We start from the raw sequence: 23,124 nt of genomic DNA, 5'->3' as shown, positions 1-23,124 counted from the left end.
TAAAAGGTCATAGAAGGGGCAGTGCCACGGGGACATCGGTGCTGCCCCGGCTACACAGATCCTGGAGCCGGTGGCGGGAACCTTCCGTCACCGGCCACGTGTGTCATGACACCGGACGAGGGGACAAGGACAAGGTGCGCGCACTGGCACGCAAAGGGAAGGCCGCGGCCGCCCGGCTGTACAGGGGATACAACCGGCGCAGGCAGCGCAACGCGCCGCCTCCCTCCATCGGCACGATCCGCATCCTGCTCCTGCACGCCAACGGCATGGGCGGCACGATCAGAACGGTGTTCAACCTGGCCAGCTACCTGGCCGCCACCGGGCGCGACGTGGAGATCGTCTCCATCCTCAAGGAGGCCGAGCGGCCGTTCTTCCCCGTCGACGAACGCGTGAGGTTCCGCTTCCTCGACGACCGGCTCAAGCCACGCCGCGGCGTACGCGCGATGCTGTCGATGATGCCCAGCCGCCTGATCCCCGAGGGGGAGTCGGCCGCCCACCGCTTCAACGCCTGGACCGACCTGCAGCTGGCCCGCTACATCCGCTCGCTCGACACCGGCGTCCTCATGGGCACCCGCCCCGGCCTCAACCTGGCCATGGCGCAGCTCGCCAACCCCAACGTGATCACCGTCGCGCAGGAGCACGTCGGGCTCAACGCCAAGCCCGAGGCCCTGCAGGAGCTCATCAAGTGGCGCTACCGCCGCTTCGACGCCCTGGTCACCCTCACCAAGGCCGACCTGCGCGACTACCGCAACACCCTGCCGAAGCGGCCCAGACGGCTGGTACGCATCCCGAACGCGGTGCCGCCCATGACCGGCGGCCAGGCCAAGCTCGACGCCAAGCTCGTCATCGCGGTCGGCCGCATCACCCGGCTCAAGGGCTTCCACCGCCTCATCACCGCGTGGGAGCAGATCGCCAAGGCCCACCCCGACTGGAAGCTGCGCATCTACGGCGACGGGCCCCAGCTCGACAACCTGCGCGCCCAGATCGCCGAGGCGGGCCTGGAGGACAAGGTCGAGCTGCCGGGACCCACGCAGGACGTGGGCGCCGAGCTGGAGAAGGCCTCGATCTTCGTGCTGAGCTCGCGCCACGAGGGCTTCCCCATGACGATCCTGGAGGCCATGGCCAAGGGGCTCGCCATCGTCAGCTTCAACAGCCCCCACGGGCCCAAGGAGATGATCAGCGACGAGGTCGACGGGCTGCTGGTCAAGCCCCGCACCAACGACAACCTCGCCGCCTCGATCCTGCGCGTCATCGAGGACGAGCAGCTGCGCCGTTCCCTGGCCGCCGGCGCCCTGGAGACCGCCCGTACCTACGACGTGGACGCGGTCGGCCGCATCTGGGACGACCTGCTGGAAGAACTGCTGGCCCGCCGCAACGGCACCTACGTGCCCAAGCCCAAGCCCGTCGCGTAACCCCTTTCCGACCGGCCGTTCCTCCGGGAGGCGGCCGGTCAGACGGTCAGCTCCAGCGGCTCGGCGATCACGTCCACGAGCGCGCCGTTGCGGTAGACGGTGATCGGCAGCGGGCGTCCGATCGCGTCGGCGAACATCAGCCGCTGCAGGCTCTGCGCGTCGCCCACCGGGGTACGGCCGGCGCTCAGCACCAGGTCGCCGCCCCGCAGCCCGGCCCGCTCCGCGGGCGAACCCGCCACCACCTCCACCACCCGCAACGCCGCCGCCTGCCCCGTGCGCCTGCGCAGCGGCTCCGGCAGCGGCGCGGGCGAGGTCACCAGGCCGAGGAAGGCCCGCCGTACCCTTCCGTCGCGGATGAGCGCCGCGATGATCGAGCGCGTCGTGCTGTTCATGGGTACGGCCAGCCCCACCCCCATCCCGGCCACCGCGGTGTTCACGCCCACCACCCGGGCCCGCGAGTCGGCCAGGGCGCCGCCGGAGTTGCCCGGGTTCAGGGCGGCGTCGGTCTGGATGACGTCCTCGATCATCCGTACCGCCGACCCGGCCCGCGCCGGCAGCGAACGGCCCAGCCCCGAGACCACGCCGGCCGTCAGCGACCCGGCCAGCCCGAGCGGGTTGCCGACCGCCACGACGAGCTGCCCGACCACGAGCTTGTCGCTGTCGCCCAGGACCGCGGGCTCGGGCGTGGGCCCCTGCGCCCTGATCACCGCGAGGTCCGACAGCGGGTCGCGGCCGACCACCGCGAACTCCTCCACCGTGCCATCGGCGAAGGCCACCGTGCCGGCCCGCGAGGAGCCGACCACGTGCGCGTTGGTGAGCAGGAACCCGTCGGAGGTGAACACCACCGCCGAGCCGCTGTTGCGTCCCGCCCGTACGCCGGCCACCTTGGGCAGCAGCTCCGCGGCGACGGAGGAGACCACTTGAGAGTAGGCGTCGAGGGGATCCGCCATCGCGCGCTCCTTCGTTGCTTACAGGATTACACGCTAACTCTTCACGATCGGCCGTGCGTCGTCACGACCAGGCGTGCGTTCGTCACGATCACACGTGCCTGTTCACGACCGGGTGTGCGTCTTCATGACCAGGCGTGCGCGAGGGCCGCCCCCGCCGCGGCGGCGCCCAGCCCGGCCGCCACGCTGAGCACCGCGTTGCCCGCCGCCGCCGGCCCCGCGCCGCCCTCCGCCAGCCGCAGCGTCTCATATCCCAGCGTCGAATAGGTGCTCAGCGCCCCGCACAACCCGGTGCCCGCCAGCGCCATCAGCCCCTCACCCGTGGGCCAGGCCACCAGGAACCCCAGCACCGCAGAACCGACCACGTTCACCACGAGCGTCCCCCAGGGGAACACCACCGGGCCCGACCAGCCGCGCGCCGCCACCCAGCCCTGGACCGCCCGGTCCAGCAGGAACCGCGTCGGCGCGCCCACCGCCGCCCCTATCGCCACCAGCAGCACGTTCATCCGGCCCACCGCCGGGCCAGCAGGCGCGCGAGCCGTACCCCTGACCAGGTCGCCACGACGGCGCCCGCCATCGTCCCCACGAGGTAGACGAGCGCGAGCCAGAACGGCCCCTCCCCCGTCAGGAGCCGCACATCCACCACATAACCCGAGAACGTCGTGAAACCCCCCAGAACCCCGACCCCCAGGAACGGCCGCGCCAGCCGGTGCATCCGCGGCGCCGCCACCATGAGCATCCCGATCAGCAGGCAACCCGCCACGTTGATCACCAGGGTCGCCCACACCGACGGCCACCACGTCTGCAGCCCGAACCGGGCCAGCGACCCAGCCACCCCACCCGCCGAGACCGCGCCGAGAACCCGCCACTGCCCCACAACACCCTCCTTCATCGTGTCAAAGCAGGCGATCATGGGAATTCACCGAGAAGAGGCCAAGCCTACGGAGGCTCCTTGAGCACACGGGACGCGGTCGCCCTCCTCGCCGGCGGCGTAATGATCGTTTCCTTGCTCGGCACCACGAACCGCACCCAGGCGGGCACCGCCACCAGCCCCCTGGCCAACACCACCGGCACCGGCACCGGCCTGGCGCCCCTCACCAGCCAAGCCGACAAGCAGGACGCCCGCGCCCTCATCTCCCGCCTGCGCGTCAAGGACCGCGGCTCCAGCACCGGCTACCAGCGCACCAACTACGGCGGCAACTGGGCCGACTCCGCCCCCGGCGTCCCCTACGCAGGCAACGGCTGCCGCACCCGCGACGACCTGCTGGCCCGCGACGGCCGCGACGTCGTCCGCGCCGGCTGCACCGTCCTGTCGTTAACCCTGACCGACCCCTACACCGGCCGCGACATCCACTGGCGCGTCTCCGACGCCGACGAGATCCAGGTCGACCACGTCGTCCCCCTCTCCTACGGCTGGCGCATGGCCGCCAAGTCCTGGCCGAAGTCCAAGCGTCTCGACTTCGCCAACGACCCCCTCAACCTCCTGCCCGTCGACGGCCGGGCCAACGAGGAGAAGGACGGATCGGGGCCCGCCGCCTGGCTGCCGCCCCAGCGCCGCATCCGCTGCGCCTACGTCACCCGCTTCGCCCAGGTCGCCGTCAAGTACAACATCCCGGTCACCCGCGCCGACAAGCAGACCATGCTCGACCAGTGCCGCTAGCCCTGCCGGCGCGCGTCCGTCCAGTCGAAGCCGTGCTTGAACGTCTGCTCGGCCAGCGCCCGCTGGCCCGCCGCGTTCGGATGGAAGAAGTCCCACTTGCTGATGTGATCCAGCGTGTACGGGAAGGAGAACACCGCCCCGCCGTCGCTGCGGCAGTTGGGGCCGTAACCGGCGCAGGCCCGCTCCAGCACCCGGTTGAAGTCCACGACCCGCTCCCGCACGCGCGCCCGCCGCTGCACGTCCTTGCGCTTGGTGGAGTCCGGCGCGGCCAGCATCGGCCGGCAGATCCGCCCCAGCGTCCAGAACGTCCGCGCGATCGGGTTGTCCTTGCCCGCCTGCCACAGCCGCCGAAGGTCCGGAATCGTGGCCACGAACACCCGCGCCCCCGGCAGCCCCGCCCGCAACGCCGCCAGCGACTCGGCTATCCGCCGCTCGAACACCGGCACCGGCGTCATCGTCTTCTCGGTGCCCGCGCACACGTCCTGGGCGCCGATGAGAATCGTCACATATTCCGCGTCGGCCGCCACCGCCTTGCCCACCTGAGCGCGCAGGTCGGCGCTCGTCGAGCCCGGCACCGCGAAGGTGAGATTGCCGTCCTTCATCCCCAGCCGGGTGAAATGACTGCCGACCGCGGGGTCCTTGCCCGCCGCCCACGAACGCGACGTGCACGAGACGTACCACCCGCACGCGTTGAACCCCGACGTGATCGAATCCCCCAGCGCCGCCATGACCTGCGGAACCGGAGCGACGATCGACCCAGACACCAGCACCGCGACCGCGGCCAAAGGCGTGATCATGGACACAAGGTAGATCGGCCCTTGCCTCCCGGCCAGGCGAACGGCCCGCACCACACCCACTTCGCATCGCCGCTTGACACGCCCGATCCGCAACACGCGAAAATTTTCGTGTTCATGGTCCGTAACCGGTCATTCACGGGGCCGGGAGTCGAACGTGTTCAGTTCCCGCATAGAGTGTCTTGAGTGAGTGTCGCGCTCGGAATCACCCGCCCTCTGCCGGTTCGCACCACCTCGGTAGGCGACCCCGGCGACCTGCTGCAATCCCTGCCGAAGACCGCGCCCTACGCGTGGATCCGGCATGGAGAAGGACTGGTCGGCTGGGGAGAAGCCGCCCGCGTGGCCGTCCCGCCCGGCCCCGGGCGCTTCGCCTGGGCCCGCGAGTGGCTGACCGACGTCTTCGGCCACGCCGCCGTCCGCGACGACGTGGGCACCCCCGGCACCGGGCCCGTGGCGTTCGGCACCTTCACCTTCGACGAGGACTCCCCCGGCTCCGTCCTCGTCGTCCCGCAGGCGATCCTGGCCCGCCGCGACGGCCACGCGTGGCTCACCACGATCGGCGACGCCCCCCTCGAACGCTTCAGCCCGATCCGCACCCCGGGCCGCATCAGCTACGGCGACGGCAGCCTCACCGCACCCGAATGGGAGACCATCGTCGCCCGCGCCGCCCAGCGCATCCGCGACGGCGAACTCGAGAAGGTCGTCCTGGCCCGCGACCTGCTCGCCACGGCCGAACGCGCCATCGACATCCGGCTGCTGCTGGGGCGCCTGGCCACCCGCTACCCCGACTGCTACACCTTCTCCGTGGCCGGCATGGTCGGCGCCACGCCGGAACTCCTCATCCGGCGCACCGGCCAGGAGATCGAATCCCTGGTCCTGGCCGGCACCACCCCGCGCGGCACCAGCCCGTCCGACGACCTCTCCCGCGGCGCCGCGCTGCTGGCCAGCGCCAAGGACCGGCACGAGCACGAGTGCGCGATCGCCAGTGTCCGCGACACGCTGGCCCCGCTCTGCTCGGCCCTGCAGACCCCCGACGAGCCGGAACTCCTCGTGCTGCCCAACGTCCAGCACCTGGCCAGCCACGTGACCGGCCGCCTGGCCGACGGCGCCTCCGTCCTGGACGTAGTGGCCGCCATGCACCCCACGGCCGCCGTCGGCGGCACTCCCACCGACACCGCCATCGACGTGATCCGCGAACTCGAGGGCATGGACCGCGCGGGCTACGCGGGCCCGGTGGGCTGGATCGACGCCCACGGCGACGGCGAGTGGGGTATCGCCCTGCGCTCGGCCCAGATCAGCGGCCGCCGCGCCCGCCTGTTCGCCGGCGGCGGCATCATGTCCACCAGCGACCCCGCCCTCGAACTCGCCGAGGCCCAGGCGAAGTTTCGCGTCATGCAGTACGCCCTCGAAGGGCCCTGAGCCCCTTTATCATCCTTTACGGCTCCGCCACCCCCACCCCACCCGCCGACGTCGGCGCGCGCAGGTCGGGGGGATCGCTTCTCACGCCGGACGGGCCGGGCGCCGCAACGGCGCCCGTCAACCACCCGACCGGGAACCCCAACCGATACCCCGGCCGTCCCGGCCCCTGCCGAACCGGGGTCAGGGGGTGATGCCGGCTGCTGCGATTCCGCGGCGGGTGTAGCCGATTCGGGTGTAGACGCCCAGGGCCGGCCCGTTGTCGTCGTCGACCATCAGGGCCGCCCGGCCGTAGGCGTGCACCAGTTCCCGTGACACCCACCGGCACACCCGCTCGCCCAGCCCCCTCCCGCGGAACGGCCCAGCGGTCGCGACCCCGGCCAATAAGCCCACGTCCGGCGCGCTCCACGCGTCCGCCGCCACCGCGGCCAGCTTGCCCTCCGCCCGCAGGCCCGCCCACCGCGTCACCCCGGCGGCGCCGGGCACCGCGTAGGACTCCGGAGCGAAGTCCGTCAGCAGCGCCGCCACCTCCGGGGACGCCTCGCCGGGCAGCCAGCCCACCTCAAGCTCGTCGGCCGGAACGGGGACAGCAGGCTCGCGAAGCAGGCTCATCCAGGAGAATTCGCCCGCCACCTCCATCCCCTCGACCTTCGCCGCCACCTCGGCGATCGTCCGCGTCTCGCCCAGCGGGCGGTAGGCAGGGCCCAGTTCGGCCAGGGCGTGGCGGACCAGCGGGACGGCGCTCGCCGTACCGCCGGAAACTGCCAGGCGGGCGCGACGGGCGAGGTCCGGTGCGGCCGTCACCACCGCGTCGCCCAGCGACCAGGCCCGCGCGCCGGGCCTGAGGCCCTGGGCCGCCCACATCAGCAGGTCGTCGTCGCCGCACGCGGCCCTGACCTGCGCCGGTGAGGTGAGCTCGTGGATCACAGAATCGAACCCGGCCGATACGCCGCCGCCTCCGGGTGGGCCGAGACCACGTGGCCCACCCGCTGCGAGACCGACTCCACCTGGTCGGCCGCGGCGCCGGTGAAGGAGACGCGGTCGGCCAGGAGAGCGTCCAGGGCCGGGCGGTCCAGCGGGAAACGTTCGTCGGCGGCCAGACGGTCCAGGAGCTCGTTGGCGGCGCCGCGCGAGCGCATCGCCAGCGCCGCCGCCACCGCGTGCTCCTTGATCAGCTCATGCGCGTGCTCCCTGCCCACCCCGGCCCGCACCGCCGCCATCAGCATCTTCGTCGTCGCCAGGAACGGCAGGTAGCGGTCGAGCTCGGCGGCGATCACCGCGGGGAAGGCGCCGAACTCGTCCAGCACCGTCAGCATCGTCTCCACCAGCCCGTCGAAGGCGAAGAACGCGTCCGGCAACGCCACGCGGCGCACGACCGAGCACGAGACGTCGCCCTCGTTCCACTGGTCGCCCGCCAGCTCGCCCACCATCGAGGCGTAGCCGCGCAGGATCACGGTGAGCCCGTTGACACGCTCGCACGAGCGCGTGTTCATCTTGTGCGGCATCGCCGACGAGCCGACCTGGCCCTCCTTGAAGCCCTCGGTCACCAGCTCGTGCCCGGCCATCAGCCGGATCGTCTTGGCCAGCGACGACGGCGCCCCGGCCAGCTGCACCAGCGCGGTGACCACGTCGTAGTCGAGCGAGCGCGGATACACCTGCCCCACCGAGGTGAACCGCCGCTCGAAGCCCAGGTGGGCGGCGACCCGGTTCTCCAGCTCGGCCAGCTTCTCGCGGTCGCCGCCCAGCAGGTCGAGCATGTCCTGGGCGGTGCCGACCGGGCCCTTGATCCCGCGCAGCGGGTAGCGGGCGATCAGCTCCTCCAGCCGCGTGTACGCCACCAGCAGTTCGTCGGCCGCGCTCGCGAACCGCTTGCCCAGCGTCGTCGCCTGCGCCGCCACGTTGTGGGAACGGCCGGCCATCACCGTGGCCTCGTGCTCCTCGGCCAGCGTCGCCAGCCGGGCCAGCAGCGCCACCGTGCGCTCGCGCACCAGCAGCAGGCTGTCGCGGATCTGGAGCTGCTCGACGTTCTCGGTCAGGTCGCGCGAGGTCATCCCCTTGTGGACCTGTTCGTGCCCGGCCAGCGCGTTGAACTCCTCGATACGCGCCTTCACATCGTGCCGGCTGACCCGCTCCCGCTCGGCGATCGAGGCCAGATCGACGTCCTCGACGACCTTCTCGTAGTCGGCGACCGCGCCCTCGGGCACCGTCACGCCCAGCTCCGCCTGCGCCCGCAGCACCGCCAGCCACAGCCGCCGCTCGGCGACGACCTTGTGCTCGGGAGACCACAGACGAGCCAGCTCAGGGGAGGCGTAGCGGGCGGCCAGGACATTGGGGATACGCGGCTTAGTCACGTTCCATGAGTCTATGGTGCGCCCATCGCCCAGGGCACGCCGACCCGGCCTGCCGTACCAGGGAGAAGAGCCACTGCGGTCTGCCGTGGTGGCGGACCCGAGCAGCAACAAGGCGACCTACCCGGATGCTGCGGGTCCCGGCGCCGACCTGGTGCTCATCGCCCTGCCGACGGGGTATCGCCAGGAGATCGTCCTTCGAGAGAAGCCCGCCAAACCGGTGGAGACGTGGTCACCGACAAGCAGCTTTCCGAGACCGGGGGGCAGGTGGTGATCGGCATTGAGGCTCGTCATGAGTGTGAACCCCTCTTCCCCTGGGAAGAAGGGGTCACCACGTTCGCCGTGGGATACCGGCTCGAACTCCGCTTCGATCTGAAGAGCCCTCTGAAGGGGCGGCAGATCGTAGACAGGGCAACGCGACAAGCCGTTCCCATGCTGTAGCCACATGCGCGCCTGTACGGCCCAGCATCGCCGTCAGACGGATCTCGTGGGTGAGAAGGCGCTGCGGCGGGCGGGGCACCACACCCGTCCGCCGCAGCGCGCTCATACCCCCCGGATCAGGGCGCCGAGGCCAGGACCTTCGGCTCTTCCTCCACCTCGGCCGCGGGCTTGCGGCGCAGGCGGTCCTTCGTGCGCTCGACCATCGTGTACAGAGTCGGGACCAGCACGAGGGTCAGCAGCGTCGAGGAGATCAGGCCGCCGATGACCACGATCGCCAGCGGCTGCGAGATGAACCCTCCCGATCCGGTCACGCCCAGCGCCATCGGGGTGAGGGCGCAGATCGTCGCCACCGCCGTCATGAGGATCGGCCGCAGCCTGCGCCTGCCGCCTTCGACGACCGCGTCGACGATGCCCATCCCCTGCTCGCGGTACTGGTTGATCAGGTCGATCAGCACGATCGCGTTCGTGACCACGATGCCGATCAGCATCAGCATGCCGATCAGCGCCGGCACGCCCAGCGCCGTGTCCGTGGCCACCAGCAGGCCGATCGCGCCGGTCGCCGCGAACGGGATCGACACCAGCAGGATCAGCGGCTGGATGAACGAGCGGAACGTCGCCACCATGATCATGAAGACGATCGCGATCGCCGCGAGCATCGCGATGCCCAGGTCCGAGAACGCCTCCGCCTGGTCGGCCGAGACGCCGCCGATGGTGTAGGAGGCGCCGGCACCCAGGGCCACGCCGTCCAGCTTCGTCGTCAGCGTCTGCGTCACGCTGCCCAGGTCGCTGCCGGCCGCCTTGGCCGAGATGGTCGCCGAGCGCTCGCCGTCGATGCGCGAGACCTGCGTCGGCCCGGCCACCTCTTCGACGTCGGCCACCGACGACAGCTTCACCAGGCCGGCCGCGGTCGGCAGCTTCAGCTTCTCGATCTCCTTGATGTCGGAGGGCGCGTCGTCGCCGCGCAGCACCAGGTCGGAGGAGCGGCCGTCGAGCGTGACCTCACCCAGCGGCGCGCCGCGGAAGGCCTGCGCCACGGCCTGGCCCACCTGGGCCTCCGACAGGCCCTTCTCGGCCGCCTTCTCCCGGTCCACCCGCACTTCGACGCGCGGCGCGCTGGCCTCCAGGTTCGAGGAGACGTCACGCAGGCCCGGCACGTCGGCCATCGCGGCCTTGACCGCCTCGGACGCCGTGCGCAGCGACTCCGCCTCCGGCGCCTGGACGATCACGTCGATCGAGTCGGAGGAGAACCCGCCGCTCTGCGCGCCGACCTTCACCTCGCCGACGCCGCTCAGCCCTTCCAGCCGCTCGCGGATGCGCTGCTCCACCGCGACCGTGTCGACGTCCTCCTTCAGCGTCACCGAGTACGAGGCCCGGTCGGCGCCGCCGCCGACGCCACCCTGCATCTGGTTGCCGCCGCCCACGTTGACCTGGTAGGACTCCACGCCGTCCAGCCCGGACAGCGAGTCCTCCACCTTCTTGGCCGCGGCGTCGGTGGTCTTCAGGTCGGTGCCGACCGGCATCTTCTGGCTGATCGAGATCGTGTTCTGCCCGGAGGAGTCCAGGAAGTTCGTCCGCATCTGCCCGGCCAGGCCCATCGTGCCCACGAACACGGCCACGCCGATGAGCAGCGTCACCACCCGGAAGCGGGTCGCGAAGCGCAGCACCGGCAGGTACATGCGCTGCAGCGGGCTGCGCAACTCCTTCGCCTCGGCCTTCTCCCGGTAGGCGCGCGCCTGCTCGGGCGTCAGCTTCGGCGTCTTCAGGAACCAGTACGCCAGCACCGGCACCACGGTCAGCGACACCACCAGCGAGGCCAGCAGGGCGACGGCCACCGTGACCGAGAACGGGCCGAACAGTTCGCCGACCATGCCGCCGACGACCGCGATCGGCGCGAACACCGCCACCGTGGTCAGCGTCGAGGCCGTGACCGCGCCCGACACCTCGCGGACCGCGGTCAGGATGGCTTGGAGTTTGGCCTCGCCGTACGCGAGATGGCGTTTGATGTTCTCCAGCACCACGATCGAGTCGTCGACCACGCGGCCGACGGCGATCGTGAGCGCGCCGAGCGTGAGCATGTTGAGCGAGTAGTCGCCCGCCCAGAGCGCGATCAGAGCGATGACGACCGACAGCGGGATCGAGACCGCGGTCACCAGCGTCGAGCGCACCGACAGCAGGAAGACCAGGATGACCAGGACGGCGAAGGCCAGGCCCAGCAGGCCCTCGGTGGTTAGGCTCTTGATCGACTCCTGGACGTAGGGGGCCTGGTCGAAGACCACCTCGACCGCCGTGTTCGAGGAGTCGCCCAGCGACTTGGTCAGCTCGGGCAGCTTCTCGCGGATCTCGTCGGAGATCGTCACGGCGTTGCCGTCGGGCGACATCGTCACCGACACGCCGAGGCTGGTGTGGCCGTCGGTGCGGGTGATCGTGCTCGCCTCGGCAAGGCCGCGCTCGACCGTGGCCACGGAGCCGAGCTTGACCGGCTTGAGCGGCTTCGGCGTCGGGATGGCCTGCGCCGGGATCTGACCGGTCTGCGGGCGGCCCTGCGGCTGCGCCTGGGGCTGGCCCTGCGGACGGGCCTGGGCCGGGTTCTGCGGCTGCGCCTGGGGCTGGGCGGGGGTGAGGTAGAGGTCCTTGAGCTTGTTCAGCGAGTCGACCCGGGCGCCCACCTGAACCGACAGCGACTTGCCGTCGTCGGTCAGCGAGCCGGCCGGGATCGGCGTGCCGTTGGCCTTCAGCACCTCGGGGATCTGCGCCGCCGACACGCCCGCTTTGGCCATCTTCTTGGCGTCGGGGGTGATGGTGACCACCTCGTCGCGGGTGCCGGTGACCGACGCCTCGCGTACGCCCTCGACCGCCTGCAATTCCGGCACCATGATCGTGCGCAGTTTCTCGGCCATCCCGCGGGGGTCGCCGCCGTCGCCCACCGACAGCACCATCACCGGGATGTCGTCGGTGTTTCCCGCCACGACCTGCGGATCGACGTTGTCCGGCAGCTGCGACTGAATGCGGCTGACCGCCGTCTGCATCTTGTTGAGCGAGGCCTCGATGTCGGTGCCGAAGGCGAATGCCACCTGGATCTGCGCCAAGCCCTCCTTCGAGGTGGAGGTGATCTGCTCCATGCCCTCGATGCCCTTGAAGGAGTCCTCGATGGGCTTGGTGACCTGATCCTCCACGATCTCCGGCGAGGCGCCCGGATAAGGGGCGACCACGAACGCGCCGGGGAAGGCCAAAGAGGGCAGCAACTGCTGCTTCAACTGCGGAATCGTGAATGCGCCGAACGCGCTGAGCACGATCGCGACCAAGATCACAAGGCTGCGGTTGACAAGGCTCAACCGGGCGAGAGCGGTCATGGGGGTCCCTTCAGAGTTCGCCCCAGACTAACACTTCGCCTTGCACGAATATTTAACGAGCAGTGGACTTCCTGATAACCTTCTCAGGAAGCAAGGGGTGAGAGTGGACGACGAACGCGCCGAACTGATCCGCCGGATCACCGATACTCAGCGTGACCTGGGGCGATTCCTCACCCAAGATCGATCGCCCCTCTTCGACAGCAACCTGACCCTGCGCCAGCTCAAGGTCGTCATGATCGTGTCCTTCCACGGCTCGGCCTCCGGTCAGGACCTCGCGCACAACCTCGGCGTCGGCCTCGGTACGGTCACCGGCATCGTCGACCGCCTCGTCGCCCACGGCCTGGTCAGCCGCTACGAGGACCCCCACGACCGGCGGGTACGCCGCATCCGGCTGACCGAGGCGGGCCGCGAGCTGATCGAGCAGATCAACGACACCGGCCTCGGCCACTTCCGCCGCATCATGGAGCGCCTCGACCTCGACACCCTGAAGACCCTCGCCGAGGTCACCGAGAAGATCCACGAAGTGGCCCGCTGCCTCTGAAGCTAGGCCGGAGAGGACTCCAGCCGGGCCAGCACCCTCGGCAGCGGTCCTTCGTGCACCACCGTCAGCCGCCGCGTCGCCCGCGTCACCGCCACGTACAGGTCGCGCCCGCTCATCCCCGCCGGATCGACCACCACCACCGTGTCGAACTCCAGCCCTTTGGCCTGCGTCACCGTCAGCACCGCCACCGGCGCGTCAAGGTCGTCGCCACCCGGGAACAACGCCGCCACCCGCGCGTGCTCCGCGTCGGAGACGATCACCCCGGCCCGCCCCTCCCCGATCGCGGCCAGTTCGGCCGCCACCAGGCCGGGCAGCACCTCGGGCCCGCCCGCCACCGCCCTGGGCTCGGCGCCGCCCTCACGCACCGATTCCGGCGGCTCGTGGCCGGGGTCGATCTCCAGCAGCACGTCGGCGGCCAGCCGCATGATCTCCACCGGCGTCCGGTAGTTGACCAGCAGCCGTTCCTCCCGCCACCGGCCCTCCAGGTACGGATCGAGCATCTGCGCCCACGTACGCGCCCCGGCCGCCGAGCCGGTCTGCGCGACGTCGCCGACCACGGTCAGCGAACGGGCCGGGACCCGGCGCATGACCAGCCGCCATGCCATCGCCGACAACTCCTGCGCCTCGTCCACGATCACGTGACCGTAGGCCCACGTGCGGTCGGCGGCGGCCCGCTCGGCCAGGCTCGGCCCCGGCCCGTCGTCGTGGTGGCGCTCGGCCAGTCCCCCGCCCTCCAGCAGGTGGCCGACGCCGGTCAACCGCACCACCTCGCTCGCGAACAGTTCCTCCTCCTCGCGCTCGCCGTCACTCTCGCGGGCCGCCGCGCGCCGGGCCGAGTCGTCCTCGCCCAGGAGTTCGGCCGCCTCGTCCAGCAGCGGGACGTCGCCGACCGTCCACCCCGCGTCCAGGGGCCGCAGCAGAGCCCGCGGGTCGAGCCCTTCCGGCACGGTCCTGGCGAGCGTGTGCGGGTCGGCGAACGTCTCGCCGATGAGTCGCTCCGGGGTCAGCTCCGGCCAGAGGCCGTCGACCGCGCGGCGTACGCCCTCATCCGCCCACAGGCGCTCCGAGCCCAGCCTGAGGTCGGTCTCGTCGAGGTCGCGATCCAGCTCCAGCGGCTCGTACTCGGGGTCGTCCAGGTCCTCGATGCGCAGCGCCGCCTCCAAAGCCCGCGTCTCGGCCACGACCAGCTCCTTGAGCAGCTCGGTCACGAACAGCTTGCGGGCCATGTTGTGCGGCAGGCGGACCGCGCGGGCCCGCCGCCGCAGCGCGGCGCACGTCGCGTGCGCGACCCGCAGGGGCAGGCCGTCGTAGAGGATCTCCAGGTCGCCCTCGGGCAGGCGTTGGCGGTCGCGCACCGCCGCCGCCACGAAGCCGGCCATCCGCAGGTCGCCCTTGACCAGCGCGACAGGGGCCGGGTCGGGCGCGGCGGCCCGCACGCCGGGGAACAGCTCGCCCACCGTCGCCATCACCACCTGCGTCTCGCCCAGCGCGGGCAGCACCTGGCCGATGTAGCGCAGGAACATCGGGTTCGGGCCCACGACGAGCACGCCGCGCCGGTCGAGGGCGTCGCGGTGGGTGTAGAGCAGGTACGCCGCCCGGTGCAGGGCCGCGACCGTCTTTCCCGTGCCGGGTCCGCCCTGCACCACCAGCGCCCCCTGGAGCCCGGCCCTGATCACCCGGTCCTGCTCGGTCTGGATGGTGGCCACGACGTCGGTCATCCGGCCGGTGCGTCCCCGGCGCAGCGCCGCCAGCAGCGCGGCCTCGCCGACCAGGTCACGGCGGTCGTGCTCGCTCATCCCGGCCAGGTCGAACACCTCGTCGTCCAGGCCCACCACCATGCGCGCGCGGGTGTGCAGGTGGCGGCGCCGTACCAGGCCGGCGGGATCGGCGGGGGTGGCGACGTAGAAGGGGCGCGCGACCGGCGCGCGCCAGTCGACGAGGACGGACTCGTGTTCGTCGTCGCGCAGGCCGATGCGGCCGATGTAGAGGGTCCGGCCGCCGGTCTCGTCGACGCGGCCGAAGCACAGGCCCCGCTCGACCGCGTGGAGCCGGGCCAGGCGGCCGGCCTGCTCGCCCGCCGTCACCTCGCGTTCGACCAGCATCCGGGCGGTCAGTCCCGCCCCGCCGCCGCCGTGCACCTCGCGCAACGCCCGCTCGGCCCGCTCGCGCGCGAGGTCGAGCCTGCCGTACAACATCGAGACCTTGACCTGCTCGGACTCGATCGCCTCAGCCAGAGCACTTTGACGATTGGACATCGCGTGGTATACTCCTTACTGGACATGTGTGGACATCGGCCAGCTCTTCACCATACTACCGCGTGCGATCGCACGCGGTTTTTGCGTCTTACGACCGTTTTACGGCGTGCGGCATTGACTCCCCGGTAGATCGAGGAGGCATGCCATGACCGACATAGACCCTGTCCGCGTGATTCCGCGCAAGCTCATCATCGGCGCCCTCGCCGCACTGGTGATCACCACCGCCGGCGGAGCGGGCGTGGCCACCGCGGCCAGCGCCTCGCCCACCCCCTCCCCCAGCGACAGCGCCACCCCCACCGAGACCCTGGCGCCCACCGAAGAGCCGACCGCCGAACCCCCGAGCGCGAGCCCGGAACCGCCCAGGCGCGCCCACCTGAGGGCCATGGGCGGCATCCGCAGCGAGGTCGTCGTGCCCAAGGCCGGCGGCGGCTACCAGACCGTCGCCACCCACACCGGCGAGGTCACCGCCACCGGCGCCGACAGCATCACCGTCAAGAGCGAGGACGGCTTCTCCCGCGCGTACACCGTCAACGACACCACTCGCGTCAACGCCGGCCGCGAGGGCCTCGGCGGCGTCAAGAACGGCGACACCGTCCACGTCACCGCCACCATCGAGGGCCAGAGCGCCACCGCCCAGCAGGTCACCGACCTCACCCGTCCAGAAGCCGGGCCCGAGACCCTGCCCGGCCACTTCAAGGTGCTGCCCGGCATCATGCCGCCCGACTTCGCCATCAAGAAGCGCCTGCCCGAGAGGGAGTGAGGGGCGCGCTGCTAACTTCGAGGCCGTGTCCGCTTACCTGACCGAACTGTTCTCCCTGACCGGCCGCCGCGCCCTCGTCACCGGCGGCAGCTCCGGCATCGGCTACACCATGGCCGAGGCCATCGGCCGCGCCGGCGCCGAGGTGGTCATCGTCGCCCGCCGGCGGCCCGAGCTGCGCCGGGCCGCCGACCGGCTGGCCGCGCACGGGGTCAAGGCCTCATGGATCAGCGCCGACCTCGGCGACCGGGCCGACCTCGACCGGGTCGTCGAGGAGGGCGGAGAGATCGACATCCTCGTCAACGACGCCGCCAACAACATCCGCAAACCCATGGCCGAGCTCACCGACGACGACTACGAGCAGACCATCGCGCTCAACCTCACCGCCCCCTACCTCCTCGGCCAGCACCACGGCCCCCGCATGGCCGCGCGCGGCTGGGGCCGCATCCTCAACGTCGGCTCGCAGCAGACCAACAGCGCCTTCGGCGACAGCGGCGTGTACGGCGCCGCCAAGGCCGCCATCGCCGGCCTCACCCGCTCCCAGGCCGAGGCCTGGTCCCGCGACGGCGTGTGCGTCAACACGATCATCCCCGGCTTCGTGCTGACCCCGCTCACCGAACCCGCCCAGGCCATCCCCGGACGCACCGAGGAACTCGCCGCCCGTCACATGAGCGGCCGCAACGGCCTGCCCGCCGACTTCGCCGGCGCCGCCGTCTTCCTCGCCTCCTCCGCCTCGGCCTTCGTCACCGGCCAGCAGCTCTTCGTCGACGGCGGCTTCTCGGTGCACTGACAGGCGGCTTCTCGGCGCACTGACAACCGCGCCGGCAGCGGCGCGTACGCCCTGGGGATCGTCCGGCCGGCGGAGGGGCGCTCCAGGGGTTTCGTCCCAGGTGAGGACGCCCGCGCGGCCCCGTGCTGGAAGGGTTTTGAGCACACACACCGACACGAAGGCGGTTGCCTTGCTCAGATACCCGGCCGCGTCCCTGCTCGCCGGAGCCCTCCTGCTCACCGGGCTCGCCGCCCCGGCCGCCCAGGCCGCCACACCCGCCATCTCCTGGGGCGCCTGCGCCCAGAAGGTGGCGGGCATGGAGTGCGGGACGCTCACCGTCCCCCTCGACCACGCCGACCCCAAGGCCGGCACCCTCGACGTCGCCGTCTCCCGCTTCAAGGCCACCGGCAGGCGGATCGGCTCGTTGGTCATGAACTTCGGCGGCGGCGGCAACGGCGTCGCCATCCTGGGCGCCGCCCATGCCCAGTACGCGGCGCTGCGCGCCGGATACGACCTGATCGGCTTCGACCCGCGCGGCTCCGGCGGCACCGCGCCGGTGCGCTGCGGCGACGGCCGCGCCTTCGCCCGCCTGGTCGAGCTCAACCCCGGCTACACCAAGGCGTTCCGCCGCGAGACGGCCGCGTTCGCCCGCGCCTGCGCCAAGGACTCCGCCAGGATCCTGCCGCACGCCGGCACCGCCGACACCGCCCGCGACCTGGACCTCCTGCGCGCCGCGCTCGGCGAGGACAAACTCCACTACTACGGCAAGTCCTACGGCAGTGCCCTCGGCGGCGTCTACGCCACCCTCTTCCCCGGCAGGCTCGGCAGGATGGTGCTCGACGCCGGCGTCGAACCCCGCCAGAGCCTCCTCCAGCTGGAACGCGGCGTCACCCTCGCCCTCCAGACCGGCTACGAACGCTTCCTCGCCGACTGCGCCCGCCGCGCCTGCGAACTGGGCAAGAACCCGGGCAGAACCATCGAACGCCTGCTCAAGCGCCTGGAGCACGACCCCCTGCAGGTCGGCAAGCGCCGGCTCGGCCGCGCCCTGGCCACCTCCGCCCTGACCTTCGCCACCACGCGCGAAGCCTGGCCCGGCCTGTCGGCGGCCATCGGCCAGGCGGTCAAGGGCGACGGCGAGACCCTGCTGGCCGTCTCCGACTACGTGACCCAGCCGCTGCCCGACGGCACCTACGGCTCCTATGCGGGCACCGCCACCAACCTCGCCGTCTACTGCCGCGACCGCATCCGCCCCGGCGAGAAGGAGCTGCGCCGCGACCAGGCCGAGCTGAGCCGCCTGTCGCCCGTGTTCGGGCCGATCGGGGTCACCAGCGGGTTCCTCGCCGCGGCCTGCCGGTACTGGCCGGTCGGGGCCGACGCGGAGGGCCGCACCGTCGCGCACACCGGCGCCACACCCGTCGTCGTCATCGGCTCCCGCAAGGACGTCGCCGCCCCGCTGAGCGGCGCCGCCAGTCTCGCCAGGCAGTTGCGCACCGGCATCCTCGTCACCTACGAGGGCGACATGCACGGCGCCTACCCCGACGGCGGGCCGTGCGTCACCGGCGCGGTCGAGGGATACCTGCTGCGCGGCGAACGGCCAGGCCGGAACCTGTCCTGCCCTGCCGTACGGTGAACCCATGGACGAGCGCCCTCTGCTGCTGGTGGGACGGCTGCGCCACCGGCACTGGGTAGCGCTGGACGTGGCCATGGCCGCCGGTCTCACCCTTCTGCTGGGCGGCGCGGCCGTGGTGCTCGGGACACCCGCGGCGGCGCCGTACATCGTGTGCATGTACGCGCCGCTCGCGGTGCGGCGGCTGTGGCCCCTGCCGGTGCTGGTCGTCATCTTCGCCGCGGCCGCCCTGTCGCTGCTGGCCGGGAACGTGCCGACCGGGCCGCTGGAGGTCGGCGGGTTCCCCGACGCGCTGCGGGTGCTGGCCTGGAACCAGCCGATGGCGGTGACCATCGCCCTGTACACGGTCGCGGTCCACTGCCGGCGCGCCACCGCCCTGGCCGCTCTGCTGGCCGCGGGCATCGGGCTGAGCGCGCTCGTCCTCGCCACGCGGCCCGCGCCCGAGGCGGTGGGAGCGGTGCTGATCTGCTGGTTCCTGTTCGCCAGCCAGTGGGTCACGGGTCTGGTCGTGCGCGAGCGCCGCCTGTACATGACGCGGCTGGCGGCCAGGACCGCGCGCGAAGCCGTACTCGACGAGCGCCTGCGCATCGCCAGGGACCTGCACGACAGCGTGGCGCACAGCATGAGCGTGATCACCGTCCAGGCGTCCGTGGCCGCGCACGTGGCCGAGGCGCGGCCGGCGGCGGCGCGCGAGGCCCTGGCCCAGATCGAGGCGACCGGCAGGGCCGCGCAGGTCGAGATGCGGCGCATGCTCGGGCTCCTGCGCCGCGAGGACGACGGCGCCCCGTGTGACGCGCCGGGGCCGGCCGCCCTGCCCGAGCTGGTCCGTGCCGCCGGGGCGGCGGGCGTCGAGGTCACCCTCGACGTGGACCCCGGGCTCCGGCTGGGCAACGGGCCGGGGCTGACCGTGTACCGGCTGGTCCAGGAGGCGCTCACCAACACGGCCAAGCACGCCGCGCCCACGCGCTGCCTGGTCACCGTCACCGCCGCCCGCGACGGGGTGCGGGTGCGGATCACCGACGAGGGCCCGCGAACCGGCGCGGACTCACCCGGCCGGCGTGCCGGAGCGCCGGGCGACGGCGGCCACGGGCTGGCGGGGATGCGCGAGCGCGTCGCGCTCTACGGCGGCGAGCTGACGGCGGGGCCCCTGTCCGGGGGCGGATTCGCCGTCGAGGCGTTCCTGCCCGACGAGTCCGCGCCGCGACCCGTGCGGCAGCCCGCCCAGGAGGAGCGGTGAAGCGGCGCACGATCCTCGTCGCCGACGACGAGCGGCTGGTGCGGGCGGCGTTCCGCATGCTCATCGACAGCTCGGACGACCTGGTCACCGTGGGCGAGGCGGGCACCGGCGGCGAGGCCGTCGCCCTGGCCGCCGAGCTGCTTCCCGACGTCGTGCTCATGGACATCCGCATGCCCGGCATGACAGGTCTGGAGGCCACCGGCCTCATCCGCGCCCTGCCCGGCGCCGAGGGGGTGCGCGTGCTGGTCCTCACCACCTTCGACCTCGACGAGTACGTCTACGGGGCGCTGCGCGCCGGGGCCAGCGGGTTCCTGCTGAAGGACACCCCTGCCGCCGATCTGCTGGCCGCGTTGCGCGTGGTCGCCGACGGGCAGGCCCTGCTCGCGCCCAGCGTCACCACACGCCTGATCGCCGAGTTCGCCCGCCGCCCCGGCGGCGCCGGGAACGGCCGTCACGGGACCGGCCGCCATGGAACCGGCCGTCACGGGATCGGCGGTGACGGGGGCGCGGGTCGCGCGAGCGTGCCGATGGCCGAGCTGGCCGGGTTGAGCGAGCGCGAGCGGGAGGTGCTGCTGCAGATCGCCCGCGGCCACACCAACGACCAGATCGCCGAGCACCTGGGCATCTCCCGCGTGACGGTCAAGACCCACATCCGCCGCCTGCTGGCCAAGCTCGACGCCCACGACCGCGCCCAGCTGGTCGTGGTCGCCTACGAGTCCGGCCTGGTGACACCGGGGCACTGATTCACGTCGCGGACTTCCTGGCCGGGCCGCCACGCCGCGCCCGGTACGCGGCGGCCTTGGCGCGGTTCTGGCAGGCCAGCCCGCAGAACCGGCGCGAGGCGTTACGCGTGACGTCGAAGAACACCAGCTCGCAGCCCGCCGCCTGACACGCGGCCAGCCGCTCCCCCTGCCCCACGCCGATGACCATCGCCAGTGCCGTGCCCGCGTCCGCGGCCATCGCACCGGCCACGTCGGCCTCGACCGCGTGGAAGGCCAGGACCGGGGGCTCGCCGTGGAGGTTGGGGACGGCGCCGTGCCGTACCAGGAGGGTGTTGAGCTCGGCCACGCCCGCGTACGGTCCGGCCAGGAAGGCGGGGCGCAGGGCCGTGGCCACCTCGGCCAGCCGGCCGGTGTCGAGCGGGCCGCCGTCGCCCGGGGGGCGGGGATGGCGGGCGCGCCAGTCGGCCAGCGCGGGTTCGAGCGCCGCCAGCCGTTCGGCCGGCGTCTCGGGAAGGGGCCGGGTACGGCCCTGCGTGTGGTCGACGGCGAGGGCGTTCACCAGCACGACGGCCAGCTCCGCCCACCGCCCGACATAACTGTCTATTTGGGATTGACCAGTGATGCGCCACACGTCTATCGTCACTGCCATAACCTTATTAGACAGTGAGAGGACGCTTCATGTCCACGATCTCCAGGCTTGCCCGCAGCATGTGGCACCAGTTGGAGCCGGTCCACGCCGCCGTCTACTTCGCCCCGCAGGCCTTCGAGCGGGCCGCGAAGCTCGGCTACGACGTCGAGTCGCGCTGGCCGAGCTACTTCGCCTGGCGCACCGCGCCGCTGGGGGCGGCCGGCCCGCACCTGGTCAGCGCCGCCTACTACAGCTTCAGCCCGGCCATGGTCGCCGGTTGCGTACCCGGGATCTGGGCGACCGCCTCCCCCGCCGAGGTGCTGACGGCCCGCCTGGAAGCCGTGGACCACCTCTACCGCGACTGGCTGGGCGACCACCTGACCTCCCCCGGCCTGGCCGAGGCCGCCAAGCTGGCCCGGTCCGCGGCCGAGAGCGTCACCACGCCGGGACGCCCCCTGGCCGCCGCCAACCTCGACCAGCCCTGGGCCGCCGAACCGCACCTGGTGCTCTGGCAGGCGGCGACCATCCTGCGCGAGCACCGCGGCGACGGGCACCTCGCCGCGCTCCAGGCGGCCGGGCTGGACGGCTGCGAGTCGCTCGTCTCCTTCGCCGCCATCGGCGCCGCGCCGGTCGAGACCTTCGCCGGGCGCGGCTGGAGCCCCCAGGAATGGGCGGCCGCCGGGGAACGGCTGCGCGAGCGCGGGCTCATCGGCGCCGACGGCCTGGCCACCGACGCGGGACGCGCGCTGCGCGACCAGGTGGAACGCATGACCGACGACCTGGCCGCCGCGCCGTGGCGCGGCCTGGGCGAGGAACGCGCCCAGCGCCTGGCCCAGCTCAACGGCCCGGTCCTGGGCGCGGTCTTCCAGGCCGGCGTCCTGCCCATGACCAGCACGCTGGGCATCGCCACCGTCAAGGCCCCGGACTGACGATGATCGAGCGACTGACGGGTGAGTCCGCGCGGGCCCGCGCCGAGGCCCTGGTCGCGGTGTACCGGGAGGCGTTCGGGCCGCCGCCGTGGAACGAGGGCGAGGACGAGGTCGAGGCCTTCCGCGCGCGGCTCGACGAGGACTCGCGGCGGCCGGGGTTCACGGCGGTGCTCGCCACCGCGGACGGCCGCCCCCGCGGATTCGGTACGGCCTTCCCCACCCCGTCGCCCCTGCCCCGGCGCAGGTCCTACGGGTGGGCGGCGGAGATCGCCGGGGCCGGGCGGCTGATCGGGGCGCTGGAGGTGACCGAGCTGGCCGTCTCGCCGCAGGCCCGCGGCCGGGGCCTGGCGGGCCGGCTGCTGGAGGAGCTGTGCGCCGGCGCGCCGCGCCGCTGGCTGCTGACCTCCACGCAGGCGCCGGACGCCGTCCGGCTCTACGAGCGGCTGGGCTGGCGGCGGCTCAACGACGGGCCCGGGGTGATCGTGTTCACCTGGGATATGGTTGCCCCAGACGTTAACGGTTAAGGGCTGGGGACAGTGAACGACCTGGACGCCACGCTATCCGCGCTCGCCGACCCGACCCGGCGCAAGGTGGTCGACCTGCTTCGCGAGGGGCCGCGACCGGCCGGGGAGCTGGCCGAGGCGGTCCAGATGAGCGCGCCCGCGCTCAGCCGGCATCTGCGGGTGCTGCGCGCCGGCGGGCTCGTCCAGGCCGAGACCGGCGACGACGACGCCCGCCTGCGCCTGTACTCCCTGCGCCCCGAGCCCTTCACCGCGCTGCGGGCCTGGCTGGACCAGGTCCAGGCGTTCTGGGCCGAGCAGCTCGGCTCGTTCAAGGAGCACGTGGAGCGCGAGCGGTGAGCGGGCGCACCGACTCGGTCACCGTGAGCGTGACAGTGGCCGCCGATCCCGGCACCGCGTTCCGGGTGTTCACCGACGAGATCGACGCGTGGTACGTGCGCGGGCCCTACAGCTGGGTCAACGCCGAGCGGGCGGCCGGGATCAGGTTCGAGGACGGCTACCTGCGCGAGGTCTGGAAGGACGGCGGGCACGTCGACACCGGGCGGATCCTCACCTGGGAGCCGCCCCGGCGCCTGGTGTGGGCCGACCTGCTCAACGACGGCGCCATGGAGATCGAGGTGGAGTTCCGCGGGGTGGCCGGCGGCACCGAGGTGGTGCTGGTCCACCGCGGCCTGGACACGCTGCCACCCGACGTGGCGGGGCGGATCCGCCGCGGATACTCCTGGAAGATCGGCCTGGAGTGGTACGCCGACTTCCTCGGCCGCTGAGGG

23 protein-coding genes are annotated in these 23,124 nt (G+C 72.4%); 14 read left to right on the top strand and 9 right to left on the bottom strand.

What is annotated here, in order from left to right; all coding sequences use genetic code 11:
* Positions 1–134 precede the first annotated feature (134 nt).
* On the top strand, positions 135–1,412 hold the full coding sequence (locus ACIBHY_RS09285; protein WP_397249717.1) for a glycosyltransferase family 4 protein: 1,278 nt from the start codon (positions 135–137) through the stop codon (positions 1,410–1,412).
* Between the two features lie 38 nt (positions 1,413–1,450).
* On the opposite strand, the gene ACIBHY_RS09280 is transcribed toward ACIBHY_RS09285, so the two are convergent.
* The 3 genes from ACIBHY_RS09280 to ACIBHY_RS09270 all read right to left on the bottom strand — a co-directional run bounded on the left by ACIBHY_RS09280 (position 1,451) and on the right by ACIBHY_RS09270 (position 3,251).
* Entirely contained in the window at positions 1,451–2,362 is a 912-nt protein-coding gene (locus tag ACIBHY_RS09280) for a S1C family serine protease (RefSeq protein ID WP_379638153.1), read from the bottom strand.
* A 122-nt stretch (positions 2,363–2,484) separates the two neighbouring features.
* Positions 2,485–2,865 (bottom strand): fluoride efflux transporter FluC, encoded by a 381-nt coding sequence (locus ACIBHY_RS09275; RefSeq protein WP_397249719.1) that lies wholly within the window; start codon positions 2,863–2,865, stop codon positions 2,485–2,487.
* Positions 2,862–3,251, bottom strand: a complete 390-nt coding sequence (locus ACIBHY_RS09270) for a fluoride efflux transporter FluC (RefSeq protein WP_397249721.1) — start codon at positions 3,249–3,251, stop codon at positions 2,862–2,864. Before ACIBHY_RS09270 ends, ACIBHY_RS09275 begins: the two co-directional genes overlap by 4 nt.
* Positions 3,252–3,311: 60 nt before the next feature.
* Here ACIBHY_RS09270 and ACIBHY_RS09265 point away from each other — a divergent pair, with 60 nt between their 5' ends.
* A complete protein-coding gene (locus tag ACIBHY_RS09265) occupies positions 3,312–4,019 on the top strand; it encodes an HNH endonuclease family protein (RefSeq protein ID WP_397306388.1) in 708 nt (235 codons plus the stop codon).
* On the opposite strand, the gene ACIBHY_RS09260 is transcribed toward ACIBHY_RS09265, so the two are convergent.
* A complete protein-coding gene (locus tag ACIBHY_RS09260; protein WP_397249725.1) occupies positions 4,016–4,816 on the bottom strand; it encodes an SGNH/GDSL hydrolase family protein in 801 nt (266 codons plus the stop codon). The genes ACIBHY_RS09265 and ACIBHY_RS09260 overlap by 4 nt on opposite strands.
* A gap of 183 nt (positions 4,817–4,999) precedes the next feature.
* Between ACIBHY_RS09260 and ACIBHY_RS09255 the strand changes: the two genes are divergently transcribed.
* Positions 5,000–6,232, top strand: coding sequence for an isochorismate synthase MenF (locus ACIBHY_RS09255; protein ID WP_397249727.1), 1,233 nt, complete (start codon positions 5,000–5,002; stop codon positions 6,230–6,232).
* A gap of 180 nt (positions 6,233–6,412) precedes the next feature.
* Here the strand turns inward: ACIBHY_RS09255 and ACIBHY_RS09250 are convergent, their stop codons facing one another.
* Positions 6,413–7,156 (bottom strand): GNAT family N-acetyltransferase, encoded by a 744-nt coding sequence (locus ACIBHY_RS09250; RefSeq protein ID WP_397306387.1) that lies wholly within the window; start codon positions 7,154–7,156, stop codon positions 6,413–6,415.
* Entirely contained in the window at positions 7,153–8,580 is a 1,428-nt protein-coding gene (purB, locus tag ACIBHY_RS09245; protein ID WP_397249731.1) for an adenylosuccinate lyase, read from the bottom strand. Before purB ends, ACIBHY_RS09250 begins: the two co-directional genes overlap by 4 nt.
* A 225-nt stretch (positions 8,581–8,805) precedes the next feature.
* Here purB and ACIBHY_RS09240 point away from each other — a divergent pair, with 225 nt between their 5' ends.
* Entirely contained in the window at positions 8,806–9,018 is a 213-nt protein-coding gene (locus ACIBHY_RS09240; RefSeq protein ID WP_397306386.1) for a hypothetical protein, read from the top strand.
* 116 nt (positions 9,019–9,134) lie between these two features.
* On the opposite strand, the gene ACIBHY_RS09235 is transcribed toward ACIBHY_RS09240, so the two are convergent.
* Positions 9,135–12,368, bottom strand: coding sequence for an efflux RND transporter permease subunit (locus tag ACIBHY_RS09235; protein WP_397306385.1), 3,234 nt, complete (start codon positions 12,366–12,368; stop codon positions 9,135–9,137).
* Between the two features lie 103 nt (positions 12,369–12,471).
* Between ACIBHY_RS09235 and ACIBHY_RS09230 the strand changes: the two genes are divergently transcribed.
* Positions 12,472–12,909 carry a MarR family winged helix-turn-helix transcriptional regulator gene (locus tag ACIBHY_RS09230; protein WP_397249737.1) on the top strand — a complete coding sequence of 146 codons (438 nt, stop codon included), beginning with the start codon at positions 12,472–12,474 and terminating at the stop codon, positions 12,907–12,909.
* 2 nt (positions 12,910–12,911) lie between these two features.
* On the opposite strand, the gene ACIBHY_RS09225 is transcribed toward ACIBHY_RS09230, so the two are convergent.
* Complete coding sequence (locus ACIBHY_RS09225; protein ID WP_397306384.1) at positions 12,912–15,164, bottom strand: HelD family protein; 2,253 nt, start codon at positions 15,162–15,164, stop codon at positions 12,912–12,914.
* A gap of 145 nt (positions 15,165–15,309) precedes the next feature.
* Here ACIBHY_RS09225 and ACIBHY_RS09220 point away from each other — a divergent pair, with 145 nt between their 5' ends.
* From ACIBHY_RS09220 to ACIBHY_RS09200, 5 genes are all read left to right on the top strand, one after another.
* Positions 15,310–15,924 (top strand): hypothetical protein, encoded by a 615-nt coding sequence (locus tag ACIBHY_RS09220; RefSeq protein WP_397306383.1) that lies wholly within the window; start codon positions 15,310–15,312, stop codon positions 15,922–15,924.
* A gap of 25 nt (positions 15,925–15,949) precedes the next feature.
* Positions 15,950–16,711: an SDR family NAD(P)-dependent oxidoreductase gene (locus tag ACIBHY_RS09215; RefSeq protein ID WP_397249743.1), complete on the top strand. Its 762-nt coding sequence runs from the start codon at positions 15,950–15,952 to the stop codon at positions 16,709–16,711.
* 169 nt (positions 16,712–16,880) lie between these two features.
* Complete coding sequence (locus tag ACIBHY_RS09210; RefSeq protein WP_397306382.1) at positions 16,881–18,320, top strand: alpha/beta hydrolase; 1,440 nt, start codon at positions 16,881–16,883, stop codon at positions 18,318–18,320.
* Positions 18,321–18,324: 4 nt separating this feature from the next.
* On the top strand, positions 18,325–19,554 hold the full coding sequence (locus ACIBHY_RS09205; RefSeq protein ID WP_397306381.1) for a sensor histidine kinase: 1,230 nt from the start codon (positions 18,325–18,327) through the stop codon (positions 19,552–19,554).
* Positions 19,551–20,297 (top strand): response regulator, encoded by a 747-nt coding sequence (locus ACIBHY_RS09200; RefSeq protein WP_397306380.1) that lies wholly within the window; start codon positions 19,551–19,553, stop codon positions 20,295–20,297. Before ACIBHY_RS09205 ends, ACIBHY_RS09200 begins: the two co-directional genes overlap by 4 nt.
* A gap of 1 nt (position 20,298) precedes the next feature.
* Here ACIBHY_RS09200 and ACIBHY_RS09195 read toward each other — a convergent pair whose 3' ends face one another.
* On the bottom strand, positions 20,299–20,919 hold the full coding sequence (locus ACIBHY_RS09195; RefSeq protein WP_397306379.1) for a CGNR zinc finger domain-containing protein: 621 nt from the start codon (positions 20,917–20,919) through the stop codon (positions 20,299–20,301).
* A gap of 35 nt (positions 20,920–20,954) precedes the next feature.
* Here ACIBHY_RS09195 and ACIBHY_RS09190 point away from each other — a divergent pair, with 35 nt between their 5' ends.
* Genes ACIBHY_RS09190 through ACIBHY_RS09175 form a run of 4 tightly spaced genes read left to right on the top strand, consistent with a single transcriptional unit; the run spans position 20,955 to position 23,121 of the window.
* The gene (locus ACIBHY_RS09190) at positions 20,955–21,833 is read left to right on the top strand and encodes a hypothetical protein (RefSeq protein WP_397306378.1); all 879 of its coding nucleotides are present in this window, start codon (positions 20,955–20,957) and stop codon (positions 21,831–21,833) included.
* A 2-nt stretch (positions 21,834–21,835) separates the two neighbouring features.
* Positions 21,836–22,357: a GNAT family N-acetyltransferase gene (locus ACIBHY_RS09185; protein WP_397306377.1), complete on the top strand. Its 522-nt coding sequence runs from the start codon at positions 21,836–21,838 to the stop codon at positions 22,355–22,357.
* Between the two features lie 12 nt (positions 22,358–22,369).
* On the top strand, positions 22,370–22,693 hold the full coding sequence (locus ACIBHY_RS09180; protein WP_397249757.1) for an ArsR/SmtB family transcription factor: 324 nt from the start codon (positions 22,370–22,372) through the stop codon (positions 22,691–22,693).
* The gene (locus ACIBHY_RS09175; protein WP_397306376.1) at positions 22,690–23,121 is read left to right on the top strand and encodes an SRPBCC domain-containing protein; all 432 of its coding nucleotides are present in this window, start codon (positions 22,690–22,692) and stop codon (positions 23,119–23,121) included. Before ACIBHY_RS09180 ends, ACIBHY_RS09175 begins: the two co-directional genes overlap by 4 nt.
* Positions 23,122–23,124 lie beyond the last annotated feature (3 nt).

The sequence above is a fragment of the Nonomuraea sp. NPDC050547 genome (genome assembly GCF_044457345.1).
Classification (GTDB): Bacteria; Actinomycetota; Actinomycetes; order Streptosporangiales; family Streptosporangiaceae; genus Nonomuraea.
The sequence above is the reverse complement of the archived record's forward strand: the minus strand, read 5'-3'. Positions and strand labels throughout refer to the sequence as shown.

What these genes read in the sequence shown, in the direction of transcription:
- ACIBHY_RS09275 (WP_397249719.1), bottom strand. Translation starts at nt 2,865, where the DNA reads ATGAACGTGCTGCTGGTGGCGATAGGGGCGGCGGTGGGCGCGCCGACG.
- ACIBHY_RS09260 (WP_397249725.1), bottom strand. Translation starts at nt 4,816, where the DNA reads ATGATCACGCCTTTGGCCGCGGTCGCGGTGCTGGTGTCTGGGTCGATC.
- ACIBHY_RS09235 (WP_397306385.1), bottom strand. Translation starts at nt 12,368, where the DNA reads ATGACCGCTCTCGCCCGGTTGAGCCTTGTCAACCGCAGCCTTGTGATC.
- ACIBHY_RS09190 (WP_397306378.1), top strand. Translation starts at nt 20,955, where the DNA reads ATGTCCACGATCTCCAGGCTTGCCCGCAGCATGTGGCACCAGTTGGAG.
- ACIBHY_RS09280 (WP_379638153.1), bottom strand. Translation starts at nt 2,362, where the DNA reads ATGGCGGATCCCCTCGACGCCTACTCTCAAGTGGTCTCCTCCGTCGCC.
- ACIBHY_RS09185 (WP_397306377.1), top strand. Translation starts at nt 21,836, where the DNA reads ATGATCGAGCGACTGACGGGTGAGTCCGCGCGGGCCCGCGCCGAGGCC.
- ACIBHY_RS09270 (WP_397249721.1), bottom strand. Translation starts at nt 3,251, where the DNA reads ATGAAGGAGGGTGTTGTGGGGCAGTGGCGGGTTCTCGGCGCGGTCTCG.
- ACIBHY_RS09225 (WP_397306384.1), bottom strand. Translation starts at nt 15,164, where the DNA reads ATGTCCAATCGTCAAAGTGCTCTGGCTGAGGCGATCGAGTCCGAGCAG.
- ACIBHY_RS09220 (WP_397306383.1), top strand. Translation starts at nt 15,310, where the DNA reads ATGACCGACATAGACCCTGTCCGCGTGATTCCGCGCAAGCTCATCATC.
- ACIBHY_RS09205 (WP_397306381.1), top strand. Translation starts at nt 18,325, where the DNA reads ATGGACGAGCGCCCTCTGCTGCTGGTGGGACGGCTGCGCCACCGGCAC.